This window comes from Flavobacterium sp. 2755 (assembly GCF_031455715.1).
Taxonomy (GTDB): domain Bacteria; phylum Bacteroidota; class Bacteroidia; order Flavobacteriales; family Flavobacteriaceae; genus Flavobacterium.
The window spans coordinates 1-22,615 of record NZ_JAVDTG010000013.1; the positions used below are offsets into that span (position 1 = coordinate 1).

Sequence of the window (22,615 nt, forward strand, 5' to 3'; positions counted from 1 at the left end):
TAACTAACTAACTAACTAACTAACTAACTAACTAACTAACTAACTAACTAACTAACTAACTAACTAACTAACTAACTAACTAACTAACTAACTAAGTCTTCCTATTAGATAAACGAACCGCTCCAGCCAGCGTCTCCTTCACCGGCCAGAATAGAAAACATAAGGACTAAATAAACATCCTGAAAAAACATTATAAAATAAAAAAACAACCCGAAGGTTGTTTAAATTTTTATGCGATATTAATATAAACCATTGATAATTTGTAAATGTGTGATGCAATAATTAACCACCAACACATCTGATACATTACCCAATTCATACATCACTAACTTTGGAACACCATGCCACATTTTTAATCAGTTTAGCTTATTTAAGGCAATATTAAAACAAAAAAGATGAGCATTACCGCTCATCTTTAAATTATTTATTTCTAAAATTTATTCAAGTTCAAAAAGTTAGAATTCTAAAATCTCATATCACTAACTTTAAAACACTACCCTTATTTTCCATGATGAATTTTTAATATTTTACAATCACTTTTTTGTATTTCTATATAAGCAACTCCTCCTTTAGCGCCAAGATTAAGATCTTTTAAAGTTCCCTTCACAATCCAAATACCTGAATTTGTAAGTTCTGCTGTAAATGGTTTCTCGTTATATATTTTCTTTCCGTAAATTGGAAACCAAATTGCTTCAGCAATTTTAATAGCTGTCTCTTTATTAGGAACTAAATCATTTGGAAGAGGATCCTCAGGATATGTGTCAATTCTTTTATAAACGATCTTATTTTCATCCTTTTCTTGTGCACTTGCATTATAACTTACAAGTAACAGAAAAGATATAAAAACTAAAAAAAAAATCTTTTTCATAATTTACAAATTTAATAATTTATATTCTTTTTTTATAACTCTAGTGACATAGAACTTCTTTATTATAAACGTGGTGGATTTGGTAAATGAGTTGGCGGCTTTGGTAAATGAGTTGGTGGCTTTGGTGTCTGTCCTGGTATAACTACCGGTATCGGTGTTGGACTTGGTGTTGGACTTGGCACTATCGGCATTGGAGTCAGTGGCGTCACAGGCATTACAGATGGAGGCGAAGTAGGATCATTACGATCATTTTCTAAATTACTATTAATTATGAATTCGCCATCTCCATTTGGAAGAAATATTAACAAATTTCCATTAGGAGTTGTAAGATAACCATTAATTCCTGATTTCCTATTACCTGCTTTATCTTCATCTGAAAACCTATCATTCCATGATCCAATTTTTGGATCATATGAACCATGACTGTGGATATCTGCAGCCCTCGTTGTTCCTTTAGGAGCAGGACTTGGATAAACTGAATGAGAGCTTTCACTTATTTTTGGTGGTCCGTATAAATATTTGTATTTCCCTTTTACTTTTTTTCTACCAATTGTTGATCCATATTCTCTTGAATCACGAATTGATCTTCCATTATACTGTTGCCCCCAATTTAAAGCAGCCTCTTCTTCAGAATTAAATAACACATATGGTTCTAAACCTTCTAGTTCTCTTGCATCAACTACTCTGTTACCACTAAACACATATGGTGCCCAGTCATTATAATCTTCAGTCAATGGATCAATACTCATAAACCGTGCCATAGCTGGATCGTAATTTCTCCACTTAAAACTGTCCCAGTTCAGTCCCAGCTCGTCCTGACGCTCCTGTCCTTGGTACTTATACTTATAAGGGTTTGCGACTATTTTTACAAGTATTTACCTGTTAAATAATAAATTTTTAAGAACATGATTTTAAAGGATAAACTTACTCTTTTATTGCTCAAATCCAAAAATAAATCTTCAAAACAGCAGTAAAAATCAATAAACTTTTACTGAAGCAGATTGTCCGCCTGTTTAATCTTTTTAAATGAGTCCTGAGCGTCAGATTCTTTCTTTCAATATGATTTGTTCCAAAACGCTTTGTAGAATGCATTTTCTCATTAATCAGATACTTGTAGTTTTTTAATCTGTCTGTAAATATCTTTTTAGCTTCTGATAATTTAAGAGTTTCCAAAACACGATTTAGAGTTTTATTGGTTCGTTTTCCAACATTAAAACTCACCACATTTTTAGAGTTCTTTTCCAGAGCATAAACCACCCATATATAATTTTTCTTGTGTGTGATATACGTGCACAGCTCATCAACTTCATAAGTTTTGCCTCTGCTGATAATTGGTTTGGTAATACTTCTGGCAATTGATATAATTCTTCAATAATGTCGTAGCAGATATTTTCAGTATTCTTGCGGTGCTTCTTATTCCTAGTCCTTCTTTTGTGAACAACACTATCTCCTGATTGATATCCCTTTTGTAGGCGTTGTATAGTCAATCTGCTGTCTTCTTTGACAAACACAACATTTATAACGCTGATTTCCGTTAGATTGAAATCCATTTTTTATGCATTTACCATTGCAAAAATTACATTTTATTTTCATGACCTAATTTGAAACACTAAGGTAAAGTAAATGCATTTTAAGGTTTATTAAAAGACAAAAAATGAAAGAGACAACCTGCTAGTCGTCTCTTTTTTTATTCAATAATTAAAATTTAATCTTCTTTTTCAGTTAGTTAAGTGGTTAAATTATAAAAACACCTAATCTGTAACACTACCTTTTATTGAAATAACTATTGTTTAAATTGAATATTGTTGCATTTATTTTCTTCATACCACTTTAACCAACCTTCTTTATCTTTGTAAAATACAATCGAATTGGTATATTCATTTGCATAGTTCATTAATTCTTCTTCTGATACATGGCAATATTTTGATAAAAATTTAATCCCATCATTAAATTTTTTCTTATCAAATTCTTTTTGTGTAGTATAATTTTCTACGTTAGAAATATGTGACATAAAAATATTTTTAAATTCAACATTTTCTATACAATCTTTCTTTTCATTCTTATTTAAACTCGAGCACTGTGAATTTAAAATTGAAAATATTATCAAAACTATTAAGACTTTTTTATTCATTTTTTTATTTGCTAGTTTGTTTCGTTACAGTATTTCGACCAGTACTTAAATTTGGTGTTATAGTTTGTCTAGTTACTTTATTATCTTTTTCTATGAAAATATTCCCATCACCTACTCTTCTATTTCCATTAACCTTATCTTCTGCGGTTGATGCTTTATTGTGTGCAACTGTAAAATCTTCTCGTGAACCTGTCTCACCAGGCTTTAACCCCATTTGTACTTTTTCATGTTGCTCTACTGTTTCATGAATAATTGCACCTGCACTCGTAGTTCCACCTTTGCCAGCATCATCAAAGGCTTTTACATCTGCCATGTCTACTTTCGATGTAGCAAAACTTCCTACATTAGTATCGACACTTCGCTCCATTACAGTTTGGGTCACAATGTATGGACTATCCACAACAGCACTATATTCATTGTAAAATGCTTGTTGCTGTTCTGTCATAACCCCCTGAACTCCTGTAGAAGCAATTGATACACTTCCGTTAGCGTCGATATTTATTTTATAAGAATCTCCCAATGCTTTATTTACAGTACTTTCATAAGCTGTTTTAGCTGCATCATTTTGAAAAGTCAAAATTATATCATCGGGTGACATACCATCTGGGTCAGTAAATCTGAGAGGATTATTGAAAGCATAATTGTAAGGACTAAATCTTCTCATCTGTTCTGCTAGCGGGTCAATATTCATCCATCTTCCAAGTGCTGGGTCATAATTACGTGCTCCATAATCGTAAACATTAAGCTGTAACTCGTCTTGGAGCTCTTTCCCGTTGTACTTATACTTGCCCGCTTGATTTGTAGAAACAGCTGCAATATTATACCCTTTGTGTTTTAATCCAAAAGGATAATAATTATTCTCTTCGATAATTTCAAGAACCTGTGTTGCCGGGTTTTTGCCGTAGCTTAAACGAATATTTCCTAAGTTGTCTTTGTACTGAAACACATAAGAATAAACACCGTTGTCGTTTTTAACATAACCCTCTGCCGTTGGAAAAAACTCCAAAACAGCGTTTTTATATTGAAAGCCTCCCAGATAATTGGTGGTTGTTACCGTTGTACCTTCGGTTACTATCTTCTCTAGTTTCTGCCCTGCTGCATTGTAAATATACTCAATTGTATTTCCTGTGCCAAAAATTATTTTCTTTGGTAAATTGAGATGGTTGTACTGTATAGTGGTAATATTTTTGTTTTTATCAAGAACAAGGTTTCCATTGGCATCATATCCGTAATCATCGCCTGTTTTATTAAAATCGTGAAAACCGCTGGTGTTATTGCCGTTGTCTAAAATGGTGCTCAGCTGGTTAGAGTTTGCCGGATAAGTATAAACCAGGTTATCGAGTAAAACAGGCTGTACCTGCGGGTCAATGTCTCCATTTCGTTTCAGGGACATGATATTTCCGTTTTTATCGTAGGTTAAATTTTCGTCATACGCATTTGTGGTCGCACCGGCTTTTTCATAAATCGCATTTTTTAAACGGTTTAGATTATCGTATTGATACCCGTAAGCACGTTCTATATCATCTGATCCTGTTCTCCACAAAGTTTCCGATATGTTTCCATTATACAGCCCGTTAACACCAATTATAGCAGCCTGGGTTGTGTTATAATTAATTTTAAAAGTAAAAAGGTCTTTTGGGTCGGTACCCTGCTGCAGACCTGCTGTTTTGTTAATCTCGGTAAGCCATCCCCTGATATTATAATTATAATCTACTTTCTGCAAAGGCGCTCCTGTACTATTCCCTACATTTTTACTCATTAACTGTCCTAAAGCATCATAAGTATTGGCAGCCATAAGCTGTGCTGTTCCTGCTCCTATTTTATGAGTATGCGTGAGCAGGCGGTCCTGTTGAGAATACGTGAATTTATCTTCGGTATTTATTTTGACACCGCCGCTTAATCGCTGGTGTTCTGTCTGGGTCGTCAGTGTTTTGCCTGTAAAGTCAATTTCATTATCGGTATGGCTTACACCGCCCAAATGATTTTTAATATAAGTGCTTACAGCTCTGCCTTTAGTGTCATAAAAAGTAGTGGCTGTTTCCCCTGCAATAGATGCTGCCGTGCTTAATGCCCTTGTCCAGCTTCCGGTTGGCAGTCCTTTTACATTGGTTAATACCGTTTGCCCTATAATTGTTGTTGGTGCTGCTTGCGCACCTGTAAAAGTATAATCATCATAATAATTAACCGTTAAGAGCTTAAAAGTAGTTGGCGCAATTGTATTTTTATAATTTGTGGCAACACCATCTATAGTAGTTGCTGCTTTGTCTTCATACAAAGCAGCTGCTGTGTTTTGATTTCCCTGCAGTGTAAACCTTGCCGCAGAACTTACCGCCTGACTGCTCCAGCCCGTATAAATTGGCCTGCCGTAAACATCGTATTTGGTAATAATCCACCCAACAGAAGCATCGTCTTTAAAAGGTGAAAAAGCCGGACCTGTTGCTACTGGTCTGTCCAGCTTATCGTATACAATAAATTCCCATTGTTTTCCTGGAAGTTTTTTTTCTACCAGACGGTTTCTACTATCATATTTGTATTGATAGCAAATTCCATTTAAAACATCGGCTGTAACCGTTGCTCCGTCTACTTTTGGCGGAAGTATATAAGTCAGGTTTCCATAAACATCATACACATAATAGGTATCATGTTTTGATTCTGAATCGTATGTTCTTTTTAAAATAACCTGCCCTTCTTTGTTTTTAAATTCTACCGTAGATCTGGCAGTTTCTGTTGGGGCTGCTGCTGTATTTTCATCGTAGGTTATAGTCTTGTACAATTCACTTACTGCATAATTTCCGGCATCTGAAAATGTAGTTTCATATAAGCCTGAGGCTGCTGTCCAAGTTGTTGCTGCTTTATACAATTTTACTTCGCTGGCTGTATTGGTCTGGTAATCTAATTTAATTTCATGACCGCCTCCCATCACCCACGGAGTTCCCGGTGCTGCTTGTTTTAGCACTCTGTTTAATGGAGAAGATTCTAAACTTTTTTCTGAAAAAGCGTTGGCTGTGTTTTCATATTTAGCTGTATTATAAAAACTTGCAGTATTTATTTCTGCATTGGGTTCAAATGACATATTAACTGATGAAGCCTCATATGGTAAAAATTCTTTAATCTGCCTTCCAAAATTATCATAACTAATATTTGTGATGATATCTTTTGATGAAGAAGACTGTTTATTAGCAATCTGCTGTATTGGTCTGCCTAAGCCGTCAAAATAGGTGATACTTTGAGATACCTGATCTAAAGTAGGCACATCTACAATAGCTCCAAGCGGCTGCTTATAGGTTTTGGTGATAATATAATTCCTGTCTGCAGATGGTGCAGTAAGCAGGGAACAATCTGCATTAGTACCTTTAATCGCAGGACAGTTATCGGAATTATTTCGCACATAATTACCCGCAGGGGTTGCACACTGCGTTACAAAACTTGCCGGATCTCCTAATCCGTCCAGATCATTATCAGCATACCATTTTGTATTCGGATTTATAGCAGCATCAGCATCATTACAATCGGTATTGTTTATAATATATCCTGTTGGTTTCGCACTATAATAAACTGAAACTGCTGGATTTCCGAAAGTATCTCCATCGGCATCTCTGTAAAATGTTGATGGTGCAATATTTGTAATATTAACTGTCGTATCATTGTAATCAGATGAGTTTCTTACATAACCTGCCGGCTGTGTACATTGCTTTAGTGTAGGAGTAGTGGCTCCGTAACCATCACCATCGGCATCACGATACCAGGTAGTATTAGGATTTAGGGCTGCATCTGCATCATTACAATCGGTATTATTTCTAACATATCCTGTCGGCTGGGTACAGCTTTGGGCAGTTGCAGCTGAAGCACCAAAGCCATCCCCATCAATGTCCCTGTACCAAACTGTATTAGGGTTTATTGTGGCATCATTATCATTACAATCTAGTGGATTTGCTACATAACCATTAGGTTTCGTCTGACTGAATACATAATCATTTGGATCTCCAAAGGTATCTTTATCAAAGTCACGATTCCATTGATATCCCGTCGGGTCGCCTTCGCCCGGATCAACAACTGCTGCTGCTGCTTCCGGCAATAAATCTGACTGCTCAGGAATTGGAATAGTATCCTGCGAATAGCCATTAAAAGCAGACAATTGAAATAATAATATAAATAGTATTCTTTTTCTCATTTTATGGCTTATTAGTTTTGATAATGGTAAAGGTTTTCTGAAATAATTTTACCTGAATTATCTTTTACAACTTTCAGTCTGTTGTAAGTATCGTATAGATAAGTTGTTATACTTCCTTTTGGATCTGTAATGGTACTTACCCCGATAAGTGGCAGATATGTAAATGTTGTTACCATTTTGGCCGGCAGCGCGGTTCGTAAAGCGGTGAGTGCAGTTATTAAATCAGCCTCTGTTCCTGTATCTGACTTAGTCTGCAGATTAGCAGCATAAGAAGAAACTTCACTATAAGTCGCATTTTCTATTTTTGCTATTGGCTGGGTTTTGTTATACCCCCAGATAAGAGCAACCGAAATACCGCTCTCCTGAGTATACTGCAGTATATTACCTTTATCATCATACTGATCAAAAGTGATTTTTTTCTCTAAATTTTTATCTATTAGAACTGTAGGGAATGCATTTGGAAATTTAGCTGCATAAATAGATTTTGGCAGTAATAAATTATTTGTTGATATACTTTTATCATAAACTGTCAATTGTTCTGACAATTTGGTTGAAGCTCCATTATAAGTTTGTGTATCTAACGGAACTCCAATAATATTAGCATTGATTAATTCCGTTACAAATGGTTTATTGGCCATTTCGGGATCTTTTGCATAATAATATCTGGTTTGTAAATCTTCTCCTTTTGAATTCTTTACAGTTTGTGCAGTTAACTGCAGATGGTTTGCATTACTATAATTATAAGTTTTAGTGGTTGTAACAGGATTCTGTCCATTTATATCATACTGTTTTTCAATTGACTGACTTAAATAATGCCATTGCGAACGAGTGGAATATTCATTCAAAGTATAATTTATCCAATTAAGTTGAAGTCCGCATACAGCTTCAGTACCAGTACCTACCTTTGCATAACCAAGTGTACCCATAAAGGCATTATATCCATTTATTGATATATCTTTTGCAAGATCATGATAGTAAGTATTAGTGCTTTCCTTTACAACCTTTAATACTTTATTTAAAACTTTATGAGACAATAATCTTCCTGATCCGAAACCATTTATAAAAGGTGTTGTTTTATCCATAGCCCCCAAAGTTGGCAGAGGTAATCCATCCTGAATTATTTCATACTGAAATTCTTCTCCTCCGTTTTCAAAATTATCGCCATAACTTTTAGTTACATATCCATAGGCAAATTGAGCATTTTGCGCAGAATATAATCGGGCAAGATTTGAACTTCCAACAGAATATAATATACGCTGCGACGGATATTCACATGGATTACTTCTTTCAATGTTTTTTACATATGCAATAGGTGCCATATTAATATAACTTCCGCTCTGGCAGGCAGCACAATTATAAGGTCTGTAATAATATCTTTCTTTTTCTATTATTCCATTTATGTTGTTATTCTTAGTAATTGATTTAATTCTCTGCCCACCAATTTCTTTTTCAATCTCCTGATAGGTTATCGGCTGGCTGTAGTAATCAAAAAAAACACCCCCAAACATGCAGGGTTTAATCAAAGATATTTTAACTGAATAGTCCTTATTTGCTTCCAGAGTAAAAGTGTCTTCGGTAACACTTTGGGTTTTATAAAATGTATAGTAATTTGCTATTAAGGAAGAATCATCCTGATTTGATCCTTTTTTATAAAACGGAACAGGAAGATTAGTGGATAGATCAGTTATTACTACCTCCGCCCGAAGAGGAAAAGGGTTTTCTGCCTCTGTACACTGATCTATATTGTTTACGACGCTGCCATTTATCCTGATTTTTTGCTGCATTGAGGAATGGATAGTACTTGTAGATGAATTATTAAATTGTTCATTAACGGTTGATACACTTAAACTAAATGAGCTTTTTACAGCATTAACAGGAACATTTATTTTCCCTAAAACATGCGGTTCATATTCTATAGTTGTCGATCCTTTTGTAGGATAAATTACTTTCTTTAGCAAACCATAATATCCAAAATTACCATCTGGTTTTCTGTCTGCTAGTTTTCCACCTGGAACGGCCTGAAGTACCGAATTAAAAATAGGAATTTCATCAGAAATTAAACTGGTGTTATTCTTCCCATTAAAAACACCATAATTATCTTGTGCAAAACTAAACCTTGCAGGAAGTTTTTCAGGAGAATAATACTCAAATTTGTGTGTTACTGGTTCGCTTTCGGTACTAAATTCATTAACTTGTCTAAGAAAAAACCTCTTTTGGAAGTATGCAAAGGATTGATTGTAAGTATTGGAAAAAGTATTTCCTGAATATTGATCATAATCTAACTTGATTTTTTTTATTACAGAACCTGGAAGTGTAGTATATATTATTTCATCAATTTTTGATAATGGAAACTCAGGGTCTGCAAATCGCTGGCTATATACAAAAGACACCTTGCTGTTAACTGTTGTAATTTCTTTCAAAAGAGATTCATTTAAACGGGAAGTGCTTTGATAATTATATAATGCTGAAGTTAATCTAACTCCTGCAAATCCATAAACATATTCTAAACTTTGTTCATTACTGGTTATATAGGACACAACCCTTGTATCATAACTCAATGTAATTATGCTCTTGGTAGTAGGGTTTTCAATTTTAGTTAAATACCACGAAGTTTTAATAGGGTCAGATGGAGGACCCGGATTTTCAACAAAAATTCTTCTTGTAGAACTAGTTTCTACTGCGTTTAATCCTCCAAAATAGTACTTAATTCCTTTTGTATCAGTAATAATTATTTCTGGGTTAGCAGTAGGAACAAATCCCAAATCAATTAAATCCGGCGTAATTTCAATTTTTAATCCTGAAGGTTCCATCTCAACTGGATTGTTATTATTATCTAAAAAAAACTTGCCGCATATACCGTTCATGTTATAACTAAAAATGTCTGGCTGGGTATCAACCTGTTCTCCTAATGAAGCCTCATTCAAAAAAGTTTCCATTGTACTTGAATCAATTGCCGCATTAGGTTTCGGCATTCTACCATTATAATTATCCGGGTAATCTTGTACCTGTCTTGTTACAACACCTCCGGCATTCAATGCCCATCCCATCCCGACATTAGATTCATATTGATCTACTTTGATCCCATCTGAACAATATGACAATGAAATTGGAAGTGACAAGCTGTTTGATTTTAAATCTAATAATGGAATTGAAATATGTGCATTACCAGTAAATTGATTCAAAGGTACTTGACCATACCTTCCTAAAGTGGCACTATTAGGCGGCGGCGGTACTACATTTGGAAAATACGAACTTGGTTTTTCATTTTGTGCCAAAGCTTTTATAGAAATAAAAGCAAAGAATATATAACATGAATACTTAATAAAATTCTTTAAACTTAATTTATGCATTATGATAGTTTTTCTATTTAACTGTTTTAATTACTTTCACCGACTCTGTCTTGACATCTGTCTGAATTTTTATGATATAAATTCCTTCAGCATAACCACTCAAATTAACGGGAACAGTTCTGCTGTTTATGCTAAAATGCTGTAGATTTCTGCCCAGAATATCGACAACTGTCGCTGTACCTTCTGTAAAATCATAACCAACAACAACATTGGTATAGGTAACTGCCGGATTAGGAATTGCCTCAATACTGGCTTTCACTTTCTCAACCTTTGTTTTGTCTTTCAATTTTACAACCCAAAAATCATTTCCGCCAATATTAGAATTTTTATCTTTTGAGGAAGTCGAATTTGAAGTCCCTGCCATTAAGTAGCCTCCATCTCTGGTCTCAACGAGTTTTCTTAGAATATCCTCTCCGTTACTTCCCACGGTTTTGTTCCAGAGTTCTTCTCCCTTGTCATCTATTTTCAAAGCGATATAATCATTAATACCGTCTTTTTCTTTACCAACACCCGCTTTTTTAGCCAGATCGCCGATTAAAGACTGTCTGGTTTCTGTTTTTGCGTGACCGCCGATTAAATAAGTGTGATCGTTATTCTCCACCAGAGATGTTAGAATATCTACTTTACCAAAATCGAATGTTTTACTCCATAAAACTCCTCCTTCGGTATCAAGCCTTAATACCCAAAAATCTGTCCCGTTGCCCACAATTCCACCCAGTGAAGTTAAGGCACCCGTGCTGTTGGAATTTCCCCCGGCAATATAACCGCCCTCTGCAGTCTGGTGAATGACATACGGCTGGTCATCACCTTCTGCTCCATACGTTTTCTGCCACTCTATTGCTCCCGAATCATTCAGCTTTACAATCCAGTAATCTCCGGAACCGTTAGCTGCTTCTGTTTTGTCTCCCGATATTGGAGAAGTGGAATATCCTGCCAGAATATAGCCGTTATCAGAAGTCTGCTCCATGCTTCGTAATAATTCAGCATACTCTCCACCATATGTTTTCTGCCATTCAATAACACCTTTTCTGTCCAGTTTTACTATCCAGTAATCCATATTACCTCGGCTTTTTTCAGATTTACTGTATAAGTCTGTTTTAGCTGAAGCAGTAATTTTTTCATCTATTTTATTATTTGAAATTGAAGACGGACTGGAACTGGATGACCCTCCCAGAATATAGCCTCCGTCTTTAGTCTGAAAAGCACATACAAGTTCATCCTGGCCGTCTCCTCCAATAGTTCTCTGCCACTGTTCAGTACCCGAAGCATCTAGTTTTATGACCCAAAAATCACTCAGCCCTTTAGATTCTTCTTTTTTCTGAAAACTATTTCCTGAACTGGAAGTTCCTGCAAGGATAAATCCACCATCATTTGTGTTTTTAATACTTTGAAGAAGATCAAAACCATTTCCTCCAATGCTTTTCTGCCATTCTAACTCTCCTTTTTCACTCATTTTCCAGATCCAGTAATCTAAATCTCCATGATTATCTTCTGTTTTGTTTCCTGTTTTATCAGATACAGAACTTCCTGCCAGAATGAACCCATAATCTGCTGTAGGCTGGGCATCAAAAAGATAGTCGGCATGTATACCGCCATACGATTTTTCCCAAAGGATATCTTGGGAGTAAATAAAAAAGGGTAAAAGAATTAAGGATAATAAGTACAGTTTTTTCATAAGCCGTTTTAATTTGGCAGCAAATCTAGATAAAATAATATTTAAATTTTTACGGGATTCCGCATTCTGTAAATCTTTGCTAAGCAGCAGAACAATACTGTTAATTTTATCAAATTATAAACATAGAAAATTGAGATAAAATTCTCTGCAGGCTATCGGCTGAAATGGAAAACAGCAGGGTTTAAATTTAATTGGAGAAATATTTTTTTTCAGATTCATATAGAAAGTTTACGTATTTGTTTTGTAGATATTTAATTACATTTGCCAGGTTTTTAAACTTACTTATGAAACGAATTTTACTTTTTTTATTGCTGCATTTTCTTATCCCTGTATTTTCCCAGACTCAAAATCAATCTATAGGTTTTCAGGAAAATAAAGGCCAGATTATCACTCAAAAAGGCAGGCCTAATAAGGCTGTAAAATATTTATTAACCTCTGGCGGATTAAATGTTCAATTAAGAAAAAATGGATTTTCTTATGACATCTATGAGGTAAAGAAAAGACCGGCTCCATTTGTGCAGCTATCGAAAAAACTGCCTTACGATTTACCTGAAAAGGATGAACAGACAAAACCGGAATACATCTCAGAATATAAGTTCCACAGAATAGACATTGACTTTGAAAATTCAAATTCTAAAGTAGAATTAATTGCTGATGAAGAGACCAAAGATTTTACAAATTATTTTAACATAACTGACAAACCTGAAGGGATTATGCAGGTACACTGCTATAAACAGGTAACATACAAAAATATTTACCCCAATATTGACGTGGTTTTCACAGTCCCGGCCGATCCTAAAAAAACAGTTGAATATAATTTTATTGTACATCCAAATGGAAAATTTTCAGATATACGGTTAAAATTTGACGGTGCAGAAACAAATCTGGATAATAACAATATTCAGATGAATGTTTGTTTTGGCAAAATGGAGGAAACACTGCCCGCAAGCTGGACAGAAGAGAGAACTAAGAAAAAAGAAATTACTGTTAAATATAAAAAAATAAAAAATAATGTTTACGGTTTTGAAACTCCTGATCTTGTTTCGGGTAAAACTGTAGTTATTGATCCGGTACCCATTCGTTTGTGGGGAACATATTATGGCGGGGAAGAATTTGATTATGCTACTTATGTTTTTACTAAAAATGGATATGTTTATCTGTCAGGAACCACTTTGAGCTTTACAAATATAGCTTCAAATGGAGCACACCAAAATACATTTGCCTCACCCCCGCAAAGCAGTTATGACAGTTTTTTTGCCAAATTTAATCCAGATGGGACAAGAGTGTGGGCAACTTATTATGGAGGGAGCAGAGAAGACAATATTTTTAAAATTGTTGTTTCAGATAATGACAATGTTTATATTGCCGGAAGCTCAATCAGTACTGAAAATATAGCAACACCAGGAAGCCACCAACAGATAAACGGCAGTTACTATGACGGCTTTCTGGCAAAATTCAACAAGGATGGGGCCAGAGAATGGGGAACTTATTATGGCGGCAGCAATAATGACGAAATTAGAAGCATTATAGTTGATGCCAATGAAAATATATACGTTTCGGGCAGTACATTCAGTCCGGAGAATATATCAACAAGCGGATCCCACCAGCCCAATCCGGGAAGTTTGACCAATAATGATGCTTTTATGGCTAAATTTAATAAAGATGGGGTTAGGCAGTGGGGCACTTATTACGGCGGCACCGGCAGTGATGCCATTTATGATTCAAAGTTAGACTCCAATGGTAATGTAATATTTTTGGGATTAACATACAGTACTGCTAATATTTCTACCCCGAACTCTTACAAAGAAACGAGTTTAAATTCCGATTTTGATGGTTTTCTGGTCAAATTTGACAATGGCGGAAACCGTATTTGGGGAACTTACTTTGGCGGAACACAAATGGATTTTTTTCATGACCTTGGAATAGACTCCAGCGATAATTTGTATTGTTTTGGCCAGACTCAAAGTACAGCGGAAATGAGTACTCCAGGGGTATTCCAGGAAAATTATTTTACAAATAATAGTGACAGCAATGGCTGCATTATTAAATTTAGTCCGAATGGTTTTAAAATCTGGGGGTCCTATTTTTATCCGGAGGTTATAGGGGGCTCTGTATCTAAAGATGGTTCTGTTTATTTTACCGGAAGAGTAAAATCAGGATTCTCCTCTACACCTAATGCATATCAGGAATTTCCGGTGAATAATGCTTCCGGTACAGACTCCTATCTGGTAAAATTAAGCACCAATGGAGAGAGGAAGTGGGCTACTTATTTTAGCGGTGAAGCTGCAGATAACGCTGTTACAACAGCTTTAGATCAAGACAATAATATCTATTTGGCCGGCACTACTCAAAGCTTGACAAATATAGCTACTGCGGGTACGCATCAGCCAAATCATTTTAATAATACACAATTTAATTCCGGGGATGCATTTCTGGTAAAATTTCAGGATTGCCAATCAAATGCATCGATAACAAGTAACTCACCAGTCTGCATTGGAAAAACCTTGGAACTTAAAGCTTCCGGAGGAACAAATTATGCCTGGACAGGACCAAATGGTTTCACATCAAATGAACAAAATCCTGTTATAGTAAATGCTGTGGAATTAAACAGCGGTGAGTATACCTGCAGGATTACCGGCAATGACATATGCAGTAATGAATTAAAAGTCACTGTAACTGCAGGAGATAATCACCCGCCTGTTCCTTCCATAGCAATTTTACCCGTTATTATCGGAGACTGCCATACTGCCATAAATACAATTCCTACTGCGGCAGACCTTTGTGCAGGAATAATTACAGGAACGACAACAAGCCCCTTATCCTATGCACTACCTGGCAATTACACTGTCATTTGGAATTATAATGATGGAAATGGAAATACTTCGACCCAAAATCAAACCGTTATCATTAACGCTCCGCCATTACCCGCGTTAGATTCTCCACCAAGTTTCTGCTCTCAGGAAAATGCCGCTCTACACAGTATCGCAATTACAGGACAAAACATAAAATGGTACGATACGTCCACAGCAGGAGCACTTTTACCAGACAATACCCTGCTTGAAGACGGCAAAACTTATTATGCATCCCAGTCTGTAAATGGATGCGAGAGTAATAGAATTCCTATTTTAATAAAAGTTCAAAATACAGCTTTGCCAAGCGGGGATGCAGATCAGTTTTTTTGTTCAGGACAAAACCCTGCAATAGAAAATATAGCTGTTATCGGAGAAAATATAAAATGGTATGATGCATTAACAGCAGGAAATGCTCTATCAAATTCGACTTTACTCCAGAATGGCAGAATTTATTATGCATCACAGACTATTAATTCTTGTGAAAGCGAACGAATAGCTGTTAAAGCTGTTATTCAAAACACGCCGGCAGCGCCTGCTGGAAATCAAAACCCAAAGTTTTGTAAAAGTGAAAATCCACGCCTAAGCAGCATTAGTATTGATGGGATAAATTTAAATTGGTATGAGTCTAATACATCTGCAGTTCCTTTACCGGACAATACTTTAATCCAAAACAATACAACTTACTATGTTTCTCAAACTTTAGGATGTGAAAGCGGCAGACTTGCTGTTTTAGTAAGTGTAGACAATACTGCCCTGCCCCAAGCAGATATGCAGCAGTTCTTCTGCATGAATGAAAATGCCGCTATATCCAATATTGCAATTAAGGGGGAAAACATAAAATGGTATGACAGCCCCGCGGCACAAACTGCTTTGAATAATACGACAATTCTTGAAAACCGTATTTATTATGCAACTCAGACCATTGATAACTGTGAGAGTTCAAAACTGGCCGTTAATATAAAAATTCTGCATACGCAGCCCCCAATTGCCGATGAATTTCAGAATTTCTGTACACAGGACAATGCAGCGATAAGCAGCATAAAAATTGCAGGCCAAAATATAAAATGGTACAACTCTATATCTGATAAAGCAACATTATCACAATCATTTCCCCTTGGGAACGGCATGACCTATTATGCTTCCCAGACAGCCAATAATTGTGAAAGTCAAAGAATTCCAATAAAGGTACAAATCTTACCCGCTGCAGCTGCAGATTGTCTTTCGCCTGCAGAAGAGCTTCCCTTCCCAAAATTCTTCACACCAAACAATGATGGATATAATGATACATGGACTATCAACCCTTTGTATTTAGCTCCGCATTCTTTGGTAAGAATTTTTGACCGCTATGGAAAATTAATAAAAGAACTGCTTCCCAATACTGCCTGGGACGGAACTTATAATGGTCAAGATCAGCCTTCTTCAGATTATTGGTTTGTTGTAACTCGTTTTAACGGATCCGAATTTAAAAGTCATTTTAGTTTAAAACGATAAATATGCGTTTATTAGCGGAAGCAGGACTCTAACCAAAACCTTAAAAAACATTAATTAATCCTCCCATTCAAATAAACGCCCTCTCCACCAAACCTCCGCGTCACCGGCCAAAACAATACTGAAAACCATCTTGAAGAAAAGAAAAAAACTAACTAACAGTCACAAAAAACAAACAACAGCTCAAGCGGCAGTTAAAGGATGCGGAAGACTGTAAGTCCCAAAGGGCGAAAGAAAGAAAGAAAGAAAGAAAGAAAGAAAGAAAGAAAGAAAGAAAGAAAGAAAGAAACCGGGAATGCCATTCCAATAACTGCCCAAACCCTGCCGGGGTTCTCCGAACCATTGATCGCTTGTGCCGCAAACAGACTGCTCAGGAAGTTTTCTGACCAGCCAAAGCCTATGGATTTTTTGTCAAACAGCGAGCCGTCGGGATAAACCAAGGCTGCTGTTACGATCAAAATAACGGAAATGACTCAACATATCAACACCGAATATTTCCTGATGCCCTGCCTAATTGTTAAACTTTCCATTTGTCCGCTATGTTTGTGTTGTCCACCTTCCGCCAAGTTTAGGCCCAAATCGTGTTCTGCCTGCAATTGAATTTTCCCTGTCAAAAACAATCTTTTTTGATATATCCAATAAAACACGCTGCTATAAAAACCAAAATAAGTCCCTTCTCGTATATAGGTAAAAGCCATTATTTCATGGAACCATCATCGATTTCTACAAAAATTTTACAGATACTTGCCCATAGGGACACAGAGGGCTGTACTTTAGAAGAGCTGACAAGTCTTGTTATTCCGGCTGTAAACAGTCCCGTGCCTTTTACAGATCAATCCTCAGTTGAAAGAAAAAACCAGGCAAGAGTACTGGAGGTTTTAATCGTTCTTGATGACCAGGGTGATATCTTTTTAAATTCAAGCACCGACCGCAGTACTATCACGATAAAGGGCCTGATTAAAGTGCGTAGTACCCTGCTTTGTAATTAATAAACTGCCCATTCATTTAAAAATAATATTCGTTCCTGCTGGCTACAGATGTATAATCCCTGAAAGATTACAAAATAAGACAAACTGCTTTCACCTATATAAATGCACACCCGTAAAACCCCTATTGGGCAATAAAAATCAAATAGCTGCCAGATCACAAATTAAAAAGACCCTGCAGCATAAAATCAGCTGACAGGTCTCTGCATTACAACCATCCTTTTAAATTCATCTTTTATAAAAGGATATGACAAATCCATTTCAGCTGTCACTCCAAAATCCTGCTTTTCATAAAACTTTACCGCATCTGCGCACTTCATTGCTTTGAGCCAGATTGTCTTTTTGTTTTCAACAGCGGCAAGATCCAACACCATTTTAAGAGCAGATTTTCCCAAACCTTTCCCCGCGGCTTCTTTTAGAAAATACAGCCTCTCGATTTCCAAAGCATCGCTGTCTTTCTTTCCGTCTACAGCTTTATTATTATTAATTTTTAATATGCCCGCAGGTGATTCCTGATCATAAATGAGATAAAAGCGGCTTTGGGCCTCATTCATTTCCGAGGTTATTTTTTCTACCGTAAAGCTGGAGTTCATATAATTTTCACCATTATCGGTCCATAAATAGGTATAATGCTCCCTGTAGGACTGTTTATATACCTCCAAAATCTGCGGGATATCCTCTACTGAACAAATTTTGTAACCGGGTTCCTGTATCATGCTGTTAACTATTTTTTGAATTTTGACCGTTTCGGAATTAAAAACGTAAAATTAAGTATAAAAAATAAATCCTAAACGACTATAATTGCCAAAGCCAATAGGGGGCCGTAAAGCTTTACTTCTTTATAATGAGATGCCCCAGCGCCGGATCATTCAATAACCGCTCCATTTCGCTGCAGATGATATCCTGCACATCCTGTTTGACCTGGCTGTAATTCTGCTGGATCATGGCATTATCCAGTCTGCGCACAGGCGGTATTTCTTTATACCCCTGTTCCTCTCTGTGCAGCGCCTCATGATCGTTTACAATCTCCGCGTGGAATGCTTTTAGCCGGATGCGGCACTGCGGATCATCAGCTGTCATCCCCACAAATTCCCCGGAACTCAGTGATGAAATCTTCGAAGGCGGCACGGCGGATTCGAGCTGTCTGGAACGGCTCAGAGAGGTATCCGAACTGTTAATGGAAATGCTCTCGCGCTCCTGCATGATCTTCCCAAAACGCTCCGAGAGCTGTCTGGCCGTATCCCCTGCCACCTGCCCTGAGATGATATTTCCGGTGATGTTCAGGATCACATCGGCCTGCTCCCGCCCGTAGTCTTTTCGCAGCTGGCTGAAGTCCTGCACCCCTAAGCAGGTGCTTACCTTATTGCTTCTTGCCGTGGCAATCAGGCTGTCCATGTTGTTGAGATAAAGGGTCGGGAATTCATCAAAAATAAGACTCGATTTGAGCTTTCCTTTTTGGTTCACCAGTTTGATCAGCCGGTTCACATACAGCGATAAAACCGCCCCGTAAATCTGGATCTTCTGCGGGTTATTCCCCATGCAGACAATTTTGGGCTCCAAAGGATTATTAATGTCAAGGGTAAAATCATTTCCCGACAGCACATAATACAGCTGCGGGGAAGAGAGCCTTGCCATGGCTATTTTAGCCGAGGCAATCTGTCCCTCGAGCTGCTCCATGGCATCGTTGAGATAGGCATTGATAAAAGGATTGATGAGCACCTCAATTTCCTTATCGGTGCGCAGCAGGGTAAAGAGACTGTCATAGTCGGCCTGCATGAGCTCGATGACATGCGGCAGGGTGCAGAACTCCCCGTCTTTGTAACGTCTCAGATACCAGATCACGGCCGATAAAAAATTGATCGGCGACTCGACAAAAAAGTCCCCCTGGCGCTTGATCCATTCCCGGTTAAGTCCCATCAGAATAGTCCGTGCGGATTCCGAAGCATCGGTAATATCTTCCATGCTCTGCGGGTCCAAAGGATTACAGCGGTGCATGATGGTATCAAAATTAATAAAGTAACATTTGGGCATCACTTTATACATATGCTTGTATTTCTCAAAGGTGTTGTAGACAATCTTAGACAGGTCATCGTATTTGAAATCATAGACAAACATGCTGAATCCCTTGGCAATATGCTGGGTGATGACATGACGGATGACAAAATAGGATTTCCCCGATCCGGGCGTTCCCAGGACCATCAGGCCGCGGAACGGATTGATAATGTTGATCCAGCCCGGGCGAAGCTTCTTTTTCAGGTAATAACGCGTAGGCAGGTTAACCGAATACTCATTTTCCAGCAGCCGTTCCTCCTGGGGAAAGGTTTCGTTCTCGCTGTTGAAAATATCTCCGGGGCCCAGCCTGTTTTTAATGAGCCTTGACAGCAGAGTCCCTCCCGAGAGCACCAGCAGAAATCCCAAACCAGTCACGATCATATACAGCACCGCTGCATACAGAAAAGACGAAACGATGATCAGGAAAATCCCGCTCAGAAAATACAGCGCTGCTCCTGAAACTATTTTATAAAGCGCCGTTTTGAACCCGAGCTTTTCATCCTTTCTCCCCTTCGCCCCAAGCAGCGATAGTAATAGAAAACCAAGCGCCGCAAGCTTGGAAATATAAAAATTTCCGAACAGTCCTGTCCGGTATACCCCCTGCAGCATCTTATCCCCGAGCTCCCCTGTAAGGTTCCATAATTTAAAAGCCCCGTAACCATAATAGTAGCAGTGTCCCAGCAGCAGCAGGATGCTGATCAGCCGTGTCATGTCCACTATTTTTCTCAGCGCCTGTTCATTTTCTCCCGTCTGCATGGCTTCAGTATTTTAGTATTATTTTTTTCTTTTAATTCAGGTCCGTACGGCCTCTTTTCTTTTTTCTGCTGCGTTTTCGTTTCAGTGCCGCAGGCACATAATCGGCCTGGTGCTCGGGCTTGAAAAGCGCCTCCGTGCCTTTGCTTACAATACCGGATGAATCGCTTTCAAAAGCCGTCTGCCGGCACCCTTTAAAATCCTGATAAGAAGCTTTTCTAACCTCTACAGTATCTCCTGTTTTCAAACCAGCACCACAGCGTTCCAGCAAACCTTTGGCACTGTAATTTTTCCCCAAAGCGCTGCCATTCAAAACGCACCGGGTCACATGATCCACATAGGTAATACCGTAAAGCTGTCCGGTATCACTCTTTCGCAGCACCATAGCTATTCCTTCTTTCTGAAGCAGGGAAACCAGCTGCCCCATCTCCCTATTTTTACGCAGAAAAACAGTATCCACTGCGCTTCGTATCCGCTTCTTTTCAAAGCTCTTTTCACCGCTGTTCAGCGCATAACGGCGTTCCAGAAAAGCAAGGGTCGGCTTGATGGCAAAATCACTGGCCTTGATCGGAACTCCTGCGGCTTTCCCATCGGTATCCAGTATGCGGTAGACCAGCCCCCCACTCTTAAAAATCCTCGAATCCCCGCTGCCCCTGTCCGCCTTAATATGGTAAAGCTGCAATACGGCATTGAGCTCCGCCAGTGAGCCGTATTTGTAATGCAGAAGCACGGACTGCAGCACCCCTGCCATGGCTTTTTTGGATTCTGTTCTGCCATAGGAAACTTTATTCACAGCAAGCGGCTTTACCAGAGCAGTATCTTCGGGTTTCCTGCCTTCTGCCCTTACCAGGTTAAAGTCTTTTTCGATTTCTTTCCTGGCTTTTTCCGACTGGTTTTTCCCTATGTTCTGCATGTCAATGCGGGAGCCGTCTTCCCTGACTTTAATGGAAACCAGATGGATGTGCGGATGCCCCGCATCATCATGCCGGTAGACCAGGTAGGGCTGCTGCCCGAAACCAATTTTTTCCATATAGGCATCGGCTATCTGCAGCAGCTTTTCATTGGAATACTTTTCGGAAGGATGAAAGTTCAGTGAGATGTGCACACTGTTGCTTTTTACATTTGCGTTCAGGGCATTCTGCTGCACCAGCCTGCTGCATTTCATGGACGGGTTCATGTCCTGTACAGCAGCAGGATAATTGCCTTCCCCGATGCACTGGGCTGTTCCTTCTTTCACCTTGTTTTCATTGTAGCTTAAAACACGCTGCACCGAATGCCCGGTCTTTATCACTGCAACCATTTCTGGGTTATTTTCGCTGTCATCTTGCGGATTTCCTCCACCTCAAGCAGCAATGTTTCCCGCTGTGCCCGGGTATCCAAAATCCACTGCCTGAACTCCGGGGTCTGCTGCAGGGTATGCAGCTTTTTTACGGTCTGGTTGAAGTTGTTTCCCAGGGCACTGAGCTCCTTTCGAACACGGATGAACTCGAGCATAAATTCATCCAGCGAGGCGTCCCGGTGTCTGACGGTCACCGGTTGATGCAAAAGGCAGTTCCTTAGGTATTCGCTCATCTGCCTGCAGGTGGTAGTTTTGCATCTTCTTTCAAGCGCAGCATATTCCGCGGCGGTAAAGCGCACCGCCGCAATGCGGGTTCTGTTTAAAATTTCTTTTCCCATCTTCTTTCCCTTTCATTTTTTAAACTCTTTTCTTTCGGTTTCACTGCCGGCGAGTTCCGAGCAAAGGGCAGCCGGATGCGTTTGTTAAACAAACGGACATCTGGCCGACTGCAGGAACGGGGCAGTCTTACCGCTTCTTTAAAGCAATTATCCAAAAAATCCATTTTTACAGGATCCTGACAGCGAAAGTAGAAAAGGCAGACGGATTGCTCCTATCCCGTCCATATTTTGAACGGGGTGTTTTTAAAGCTTCTGCCTATCTTTGAAGATCCAATTATTAATTTAAAAACAACTGAATTATGCTGACAGAAAATGATGCCGCCCAGGTTTTTGATACCATACTGAGTATCCCGGGCATGAATGAACCGGTGAGGATTGATCTGAAGATTTCACGAAAAAATGTGCTGCTGCTGCACCATGTAATCGAGCGCGGCCTGCTGGAAAATGAAGGCAGCCCTTCCGTGCTGCTGCAGCGCACTGCAGAAGAAAATATTAACGAATTAAAACAGCTTTCAGCGGACTGTCTCAGCAGGGCCGGTCTTACCGAACTGAGCGAAAAACTTGCCAGTCTGGGAGCAGGGAAAAAAAGGTAAAAAAAAGAAAACAGAAAGC

The 22,615-nt window shown here is 38.3% G+C and carries 14 protein-coding genes and 1 pseudogene; 3 read left to right on the forward strand and 12 right to left on the reverse strand.

Annotated features, from left to right (window positions below; genetic code table 11):
- Positions 1-499 precede the first annotated feature (499 nt).
- The 7 genes and pseudogenes from J2Y38_RS22440 to J2Y38_RS22475 all read right to left on the reverse strand — a co-directional run bounded on the left by J2Y38_RS22440 (position 500) and on the right by J2Y38_RS22475 (position 12,195).
- On the reverse strand, positions 500-868 hold the full coding sequence (locus J2Y38_RS22440; protein WP_309847057.1) for a YbbC/YhhH family protein: 369 nt from the start codon (positions 866-868) through the stop codon (positions 500-502).
- A 62-nt stretch (positions 869-930) separates the two neighbouring features.
- A complete protein-coding gene (locus J2Y38_RS22445; RefSeq protein ID WP_309847338.1) occupies positions 931-1,743 on the reverse strand; it encodes a DUF4329 domain-containing protein in 813 nt (270 codons plus the stop codon).
- A 64-nt stretch (positions 1,744-1,807) separates the two neighbouring features.
- Positions 1,808-2,461: pseudogene (locus J2Y38_RS24595) on the reverse strand (IS1 family transposase).
- A 190-nt stretch (positions 2,462-2,651) separates the two neighbouring features.
- Positions 2,652-2,999, reverse strand: a complete 348-nt coding sequence (locus J2Y38_RS22460) for a hypothetical protein (protein WP_309847064.1) — start codon at positions 2,997-2,999, stop codon at positions 2,652-2,654.
- A 4-nt stretch (positions 3,000-3,003) separates the two neighbouring features.
- Positions 3,004-7,170 (reverse strand): DUF6443 domain-containing protein, encoded by a 4,167-nt coding sequence (locus J2Y38_RS22465; RefSeq protein ID WP_309847067.1) that lies wholly within the window; start codon positions 7,168-7,170, stop codon positions 3,004-3,006.
- A gap of 11 nt (positions 7,171-7,181) precedes the next feature.
- On the reverse strand, positions 7,182-10,520 hold the full coding sequence (locus tag J2Y38_RS22470; protein ID WP_309847070.1) for a hypothetical protein: 3,339 nt from the start codon (positions 10,518-10,520) through the stop codon (positions 7,182-7,184).
- Positions 10,521-10,533: 13 nt separating this feature from the next.
- The gene (locus tag J2Y38_RS22475; RefSeq protein ID WP_309847073.1) at positions 10,534-12,195 is read right to left on the reverse strand and encodes a T9SS type A sorting domain-containing protein; all 1,662 of its coding nucleotides are present in this window, start codon (positions 12,193-12,195) and stop codon (positions 10,534-10,536) included.
- Positions 12,196-12,479: 284 nt separating this feature from the next.
- On the opposite strand from J2Y38_RS22475, the gene J2Y38_RS22480 reads away from it, so the two are divergent.
- Positions 12,480-16,538: a T9SS type B sorting domain-containing protein gene (locus tag J2Y38_RS22480; protein ID WP_309847074.1), complete on the forward strand. Its 4,059-nt coding sequence runs from the start codon at positions 12,480-12,482 to the stop codon at positions 16,536-16,538.
- Between the two features lie 191 nt (positions 16,539-16,729).
- Here J2Y38_RS22480 and J2Y38_RS22485 read toward each other — a convergent pair whose 3' ends face one another.
- Positions 16,730-16,993 carry a hypothetical protein gene (locus J2Y38_RS22485; protein ID WP_309847076.1) on the reverse strand — a complete coding sequence of 88 codons (264 nt, stop codon included), beginning with the start codon at positions 16,991-16,993 and terminating at the stop codon, positions 16,730-16,732.
- A gap of 246 nt (positions 16,994-17,239) precedes the next feature.
- Between J2Y38_RS22485 and J2Y38_RS22490 the strand changes: the two genes are divergently transcribed.
- Positions 17,240-17,524 (forward strand): hypothetical protein, encoded by a 285-nt coding sequence (locus J2Y38_RS22490; protein ID WP_309847078.1) that lies wholly within the window; start codon positions 17,240-17,242, stop codon positions 17,522-17,524.
- Positions 17,525-17,709: 185 nt separating this feature from the next.
- Here the strand turns inward: J2Y38_RS22490 and J2Y38_RS22495 are convergent, their stop codons facing one another.
- The 4 genes from J2Y38_RS22495 to J2Y38_RS22510 all read right to left on the reverse strand — a co-directional run bounded on the left by J2Y38_RS22495 (position 17,710) and on the right by J2Y38_RS22510 (position 22,003).
- On the reverse strand, positions 17,710-18,237 hold the full coding sequence (locus J2Y38_RS22495; protein WP_309847082.1) for a GNAT family N-acetyltransferase: 528 nt from the start codon (positions 18,235-18,237) through the stop codon (positions 17,710-17,712).
- A gap of 115 nt (positions 18,238-18,352) precedes the next feature.
- Positions 18,353-20,329, reverse strand: coding sequence for a conjugal transfer protein MobC (mobC, locus tag J2Y38_RS22500; RefSeq protein WP_309847084.1), 1,977 nt, complete (start codon positions 20,327-20,329; stop codon positions 18,353-18,355).
- A gap of 31 nt (positions 20,330-20,360) precedes the next feature.
- Positions 20,361-21,626 carry a relaxase/mobilization nuclease domain-containing protein gene (locus J2Y38_RS22505; RefSeq protein ID WP_309847086.1) on the reverse strand — a complete coding sequence of 422 codons (1,266 nt, stop codon included), beginning with the start codon at positions 21,624-21,626 and terminating at the stop codon, positions 20,361-20,363.
- Positions 21,614-22,003, reverse strand: a complete 390-nt coding sequence (locus J2Y38_RS22510) for a plasmid mobilization protein (protein ID WP_309847088.1) — start codon at positions 22,001-22,003, stop codon at positions 21,614-21,616. The genes J2Y38_RS22505 and J2Y38_RS22510 overlap by 13 nt, the downstream gene beginning before the upstream one ends.
- 299 nt (positions 22,004-22,302) lie before the next feature.
- Here J2Y38_RS22510 and J2Y38_RS22515 point away from each other — a divergent pair, with 299 nt between their 5' ends.
- A complete protein-coding gene (locus tag J2Y38_RS22515) occupies positions 22,303-22,596 on the forward strand; it encodes a hypothetical protein (RefSeq protein WP_309847090.1) in 294 nt (97 codons plus the stop codon).
- Positions 22,597-22,615: the final 19 nt, after the last annotated feature.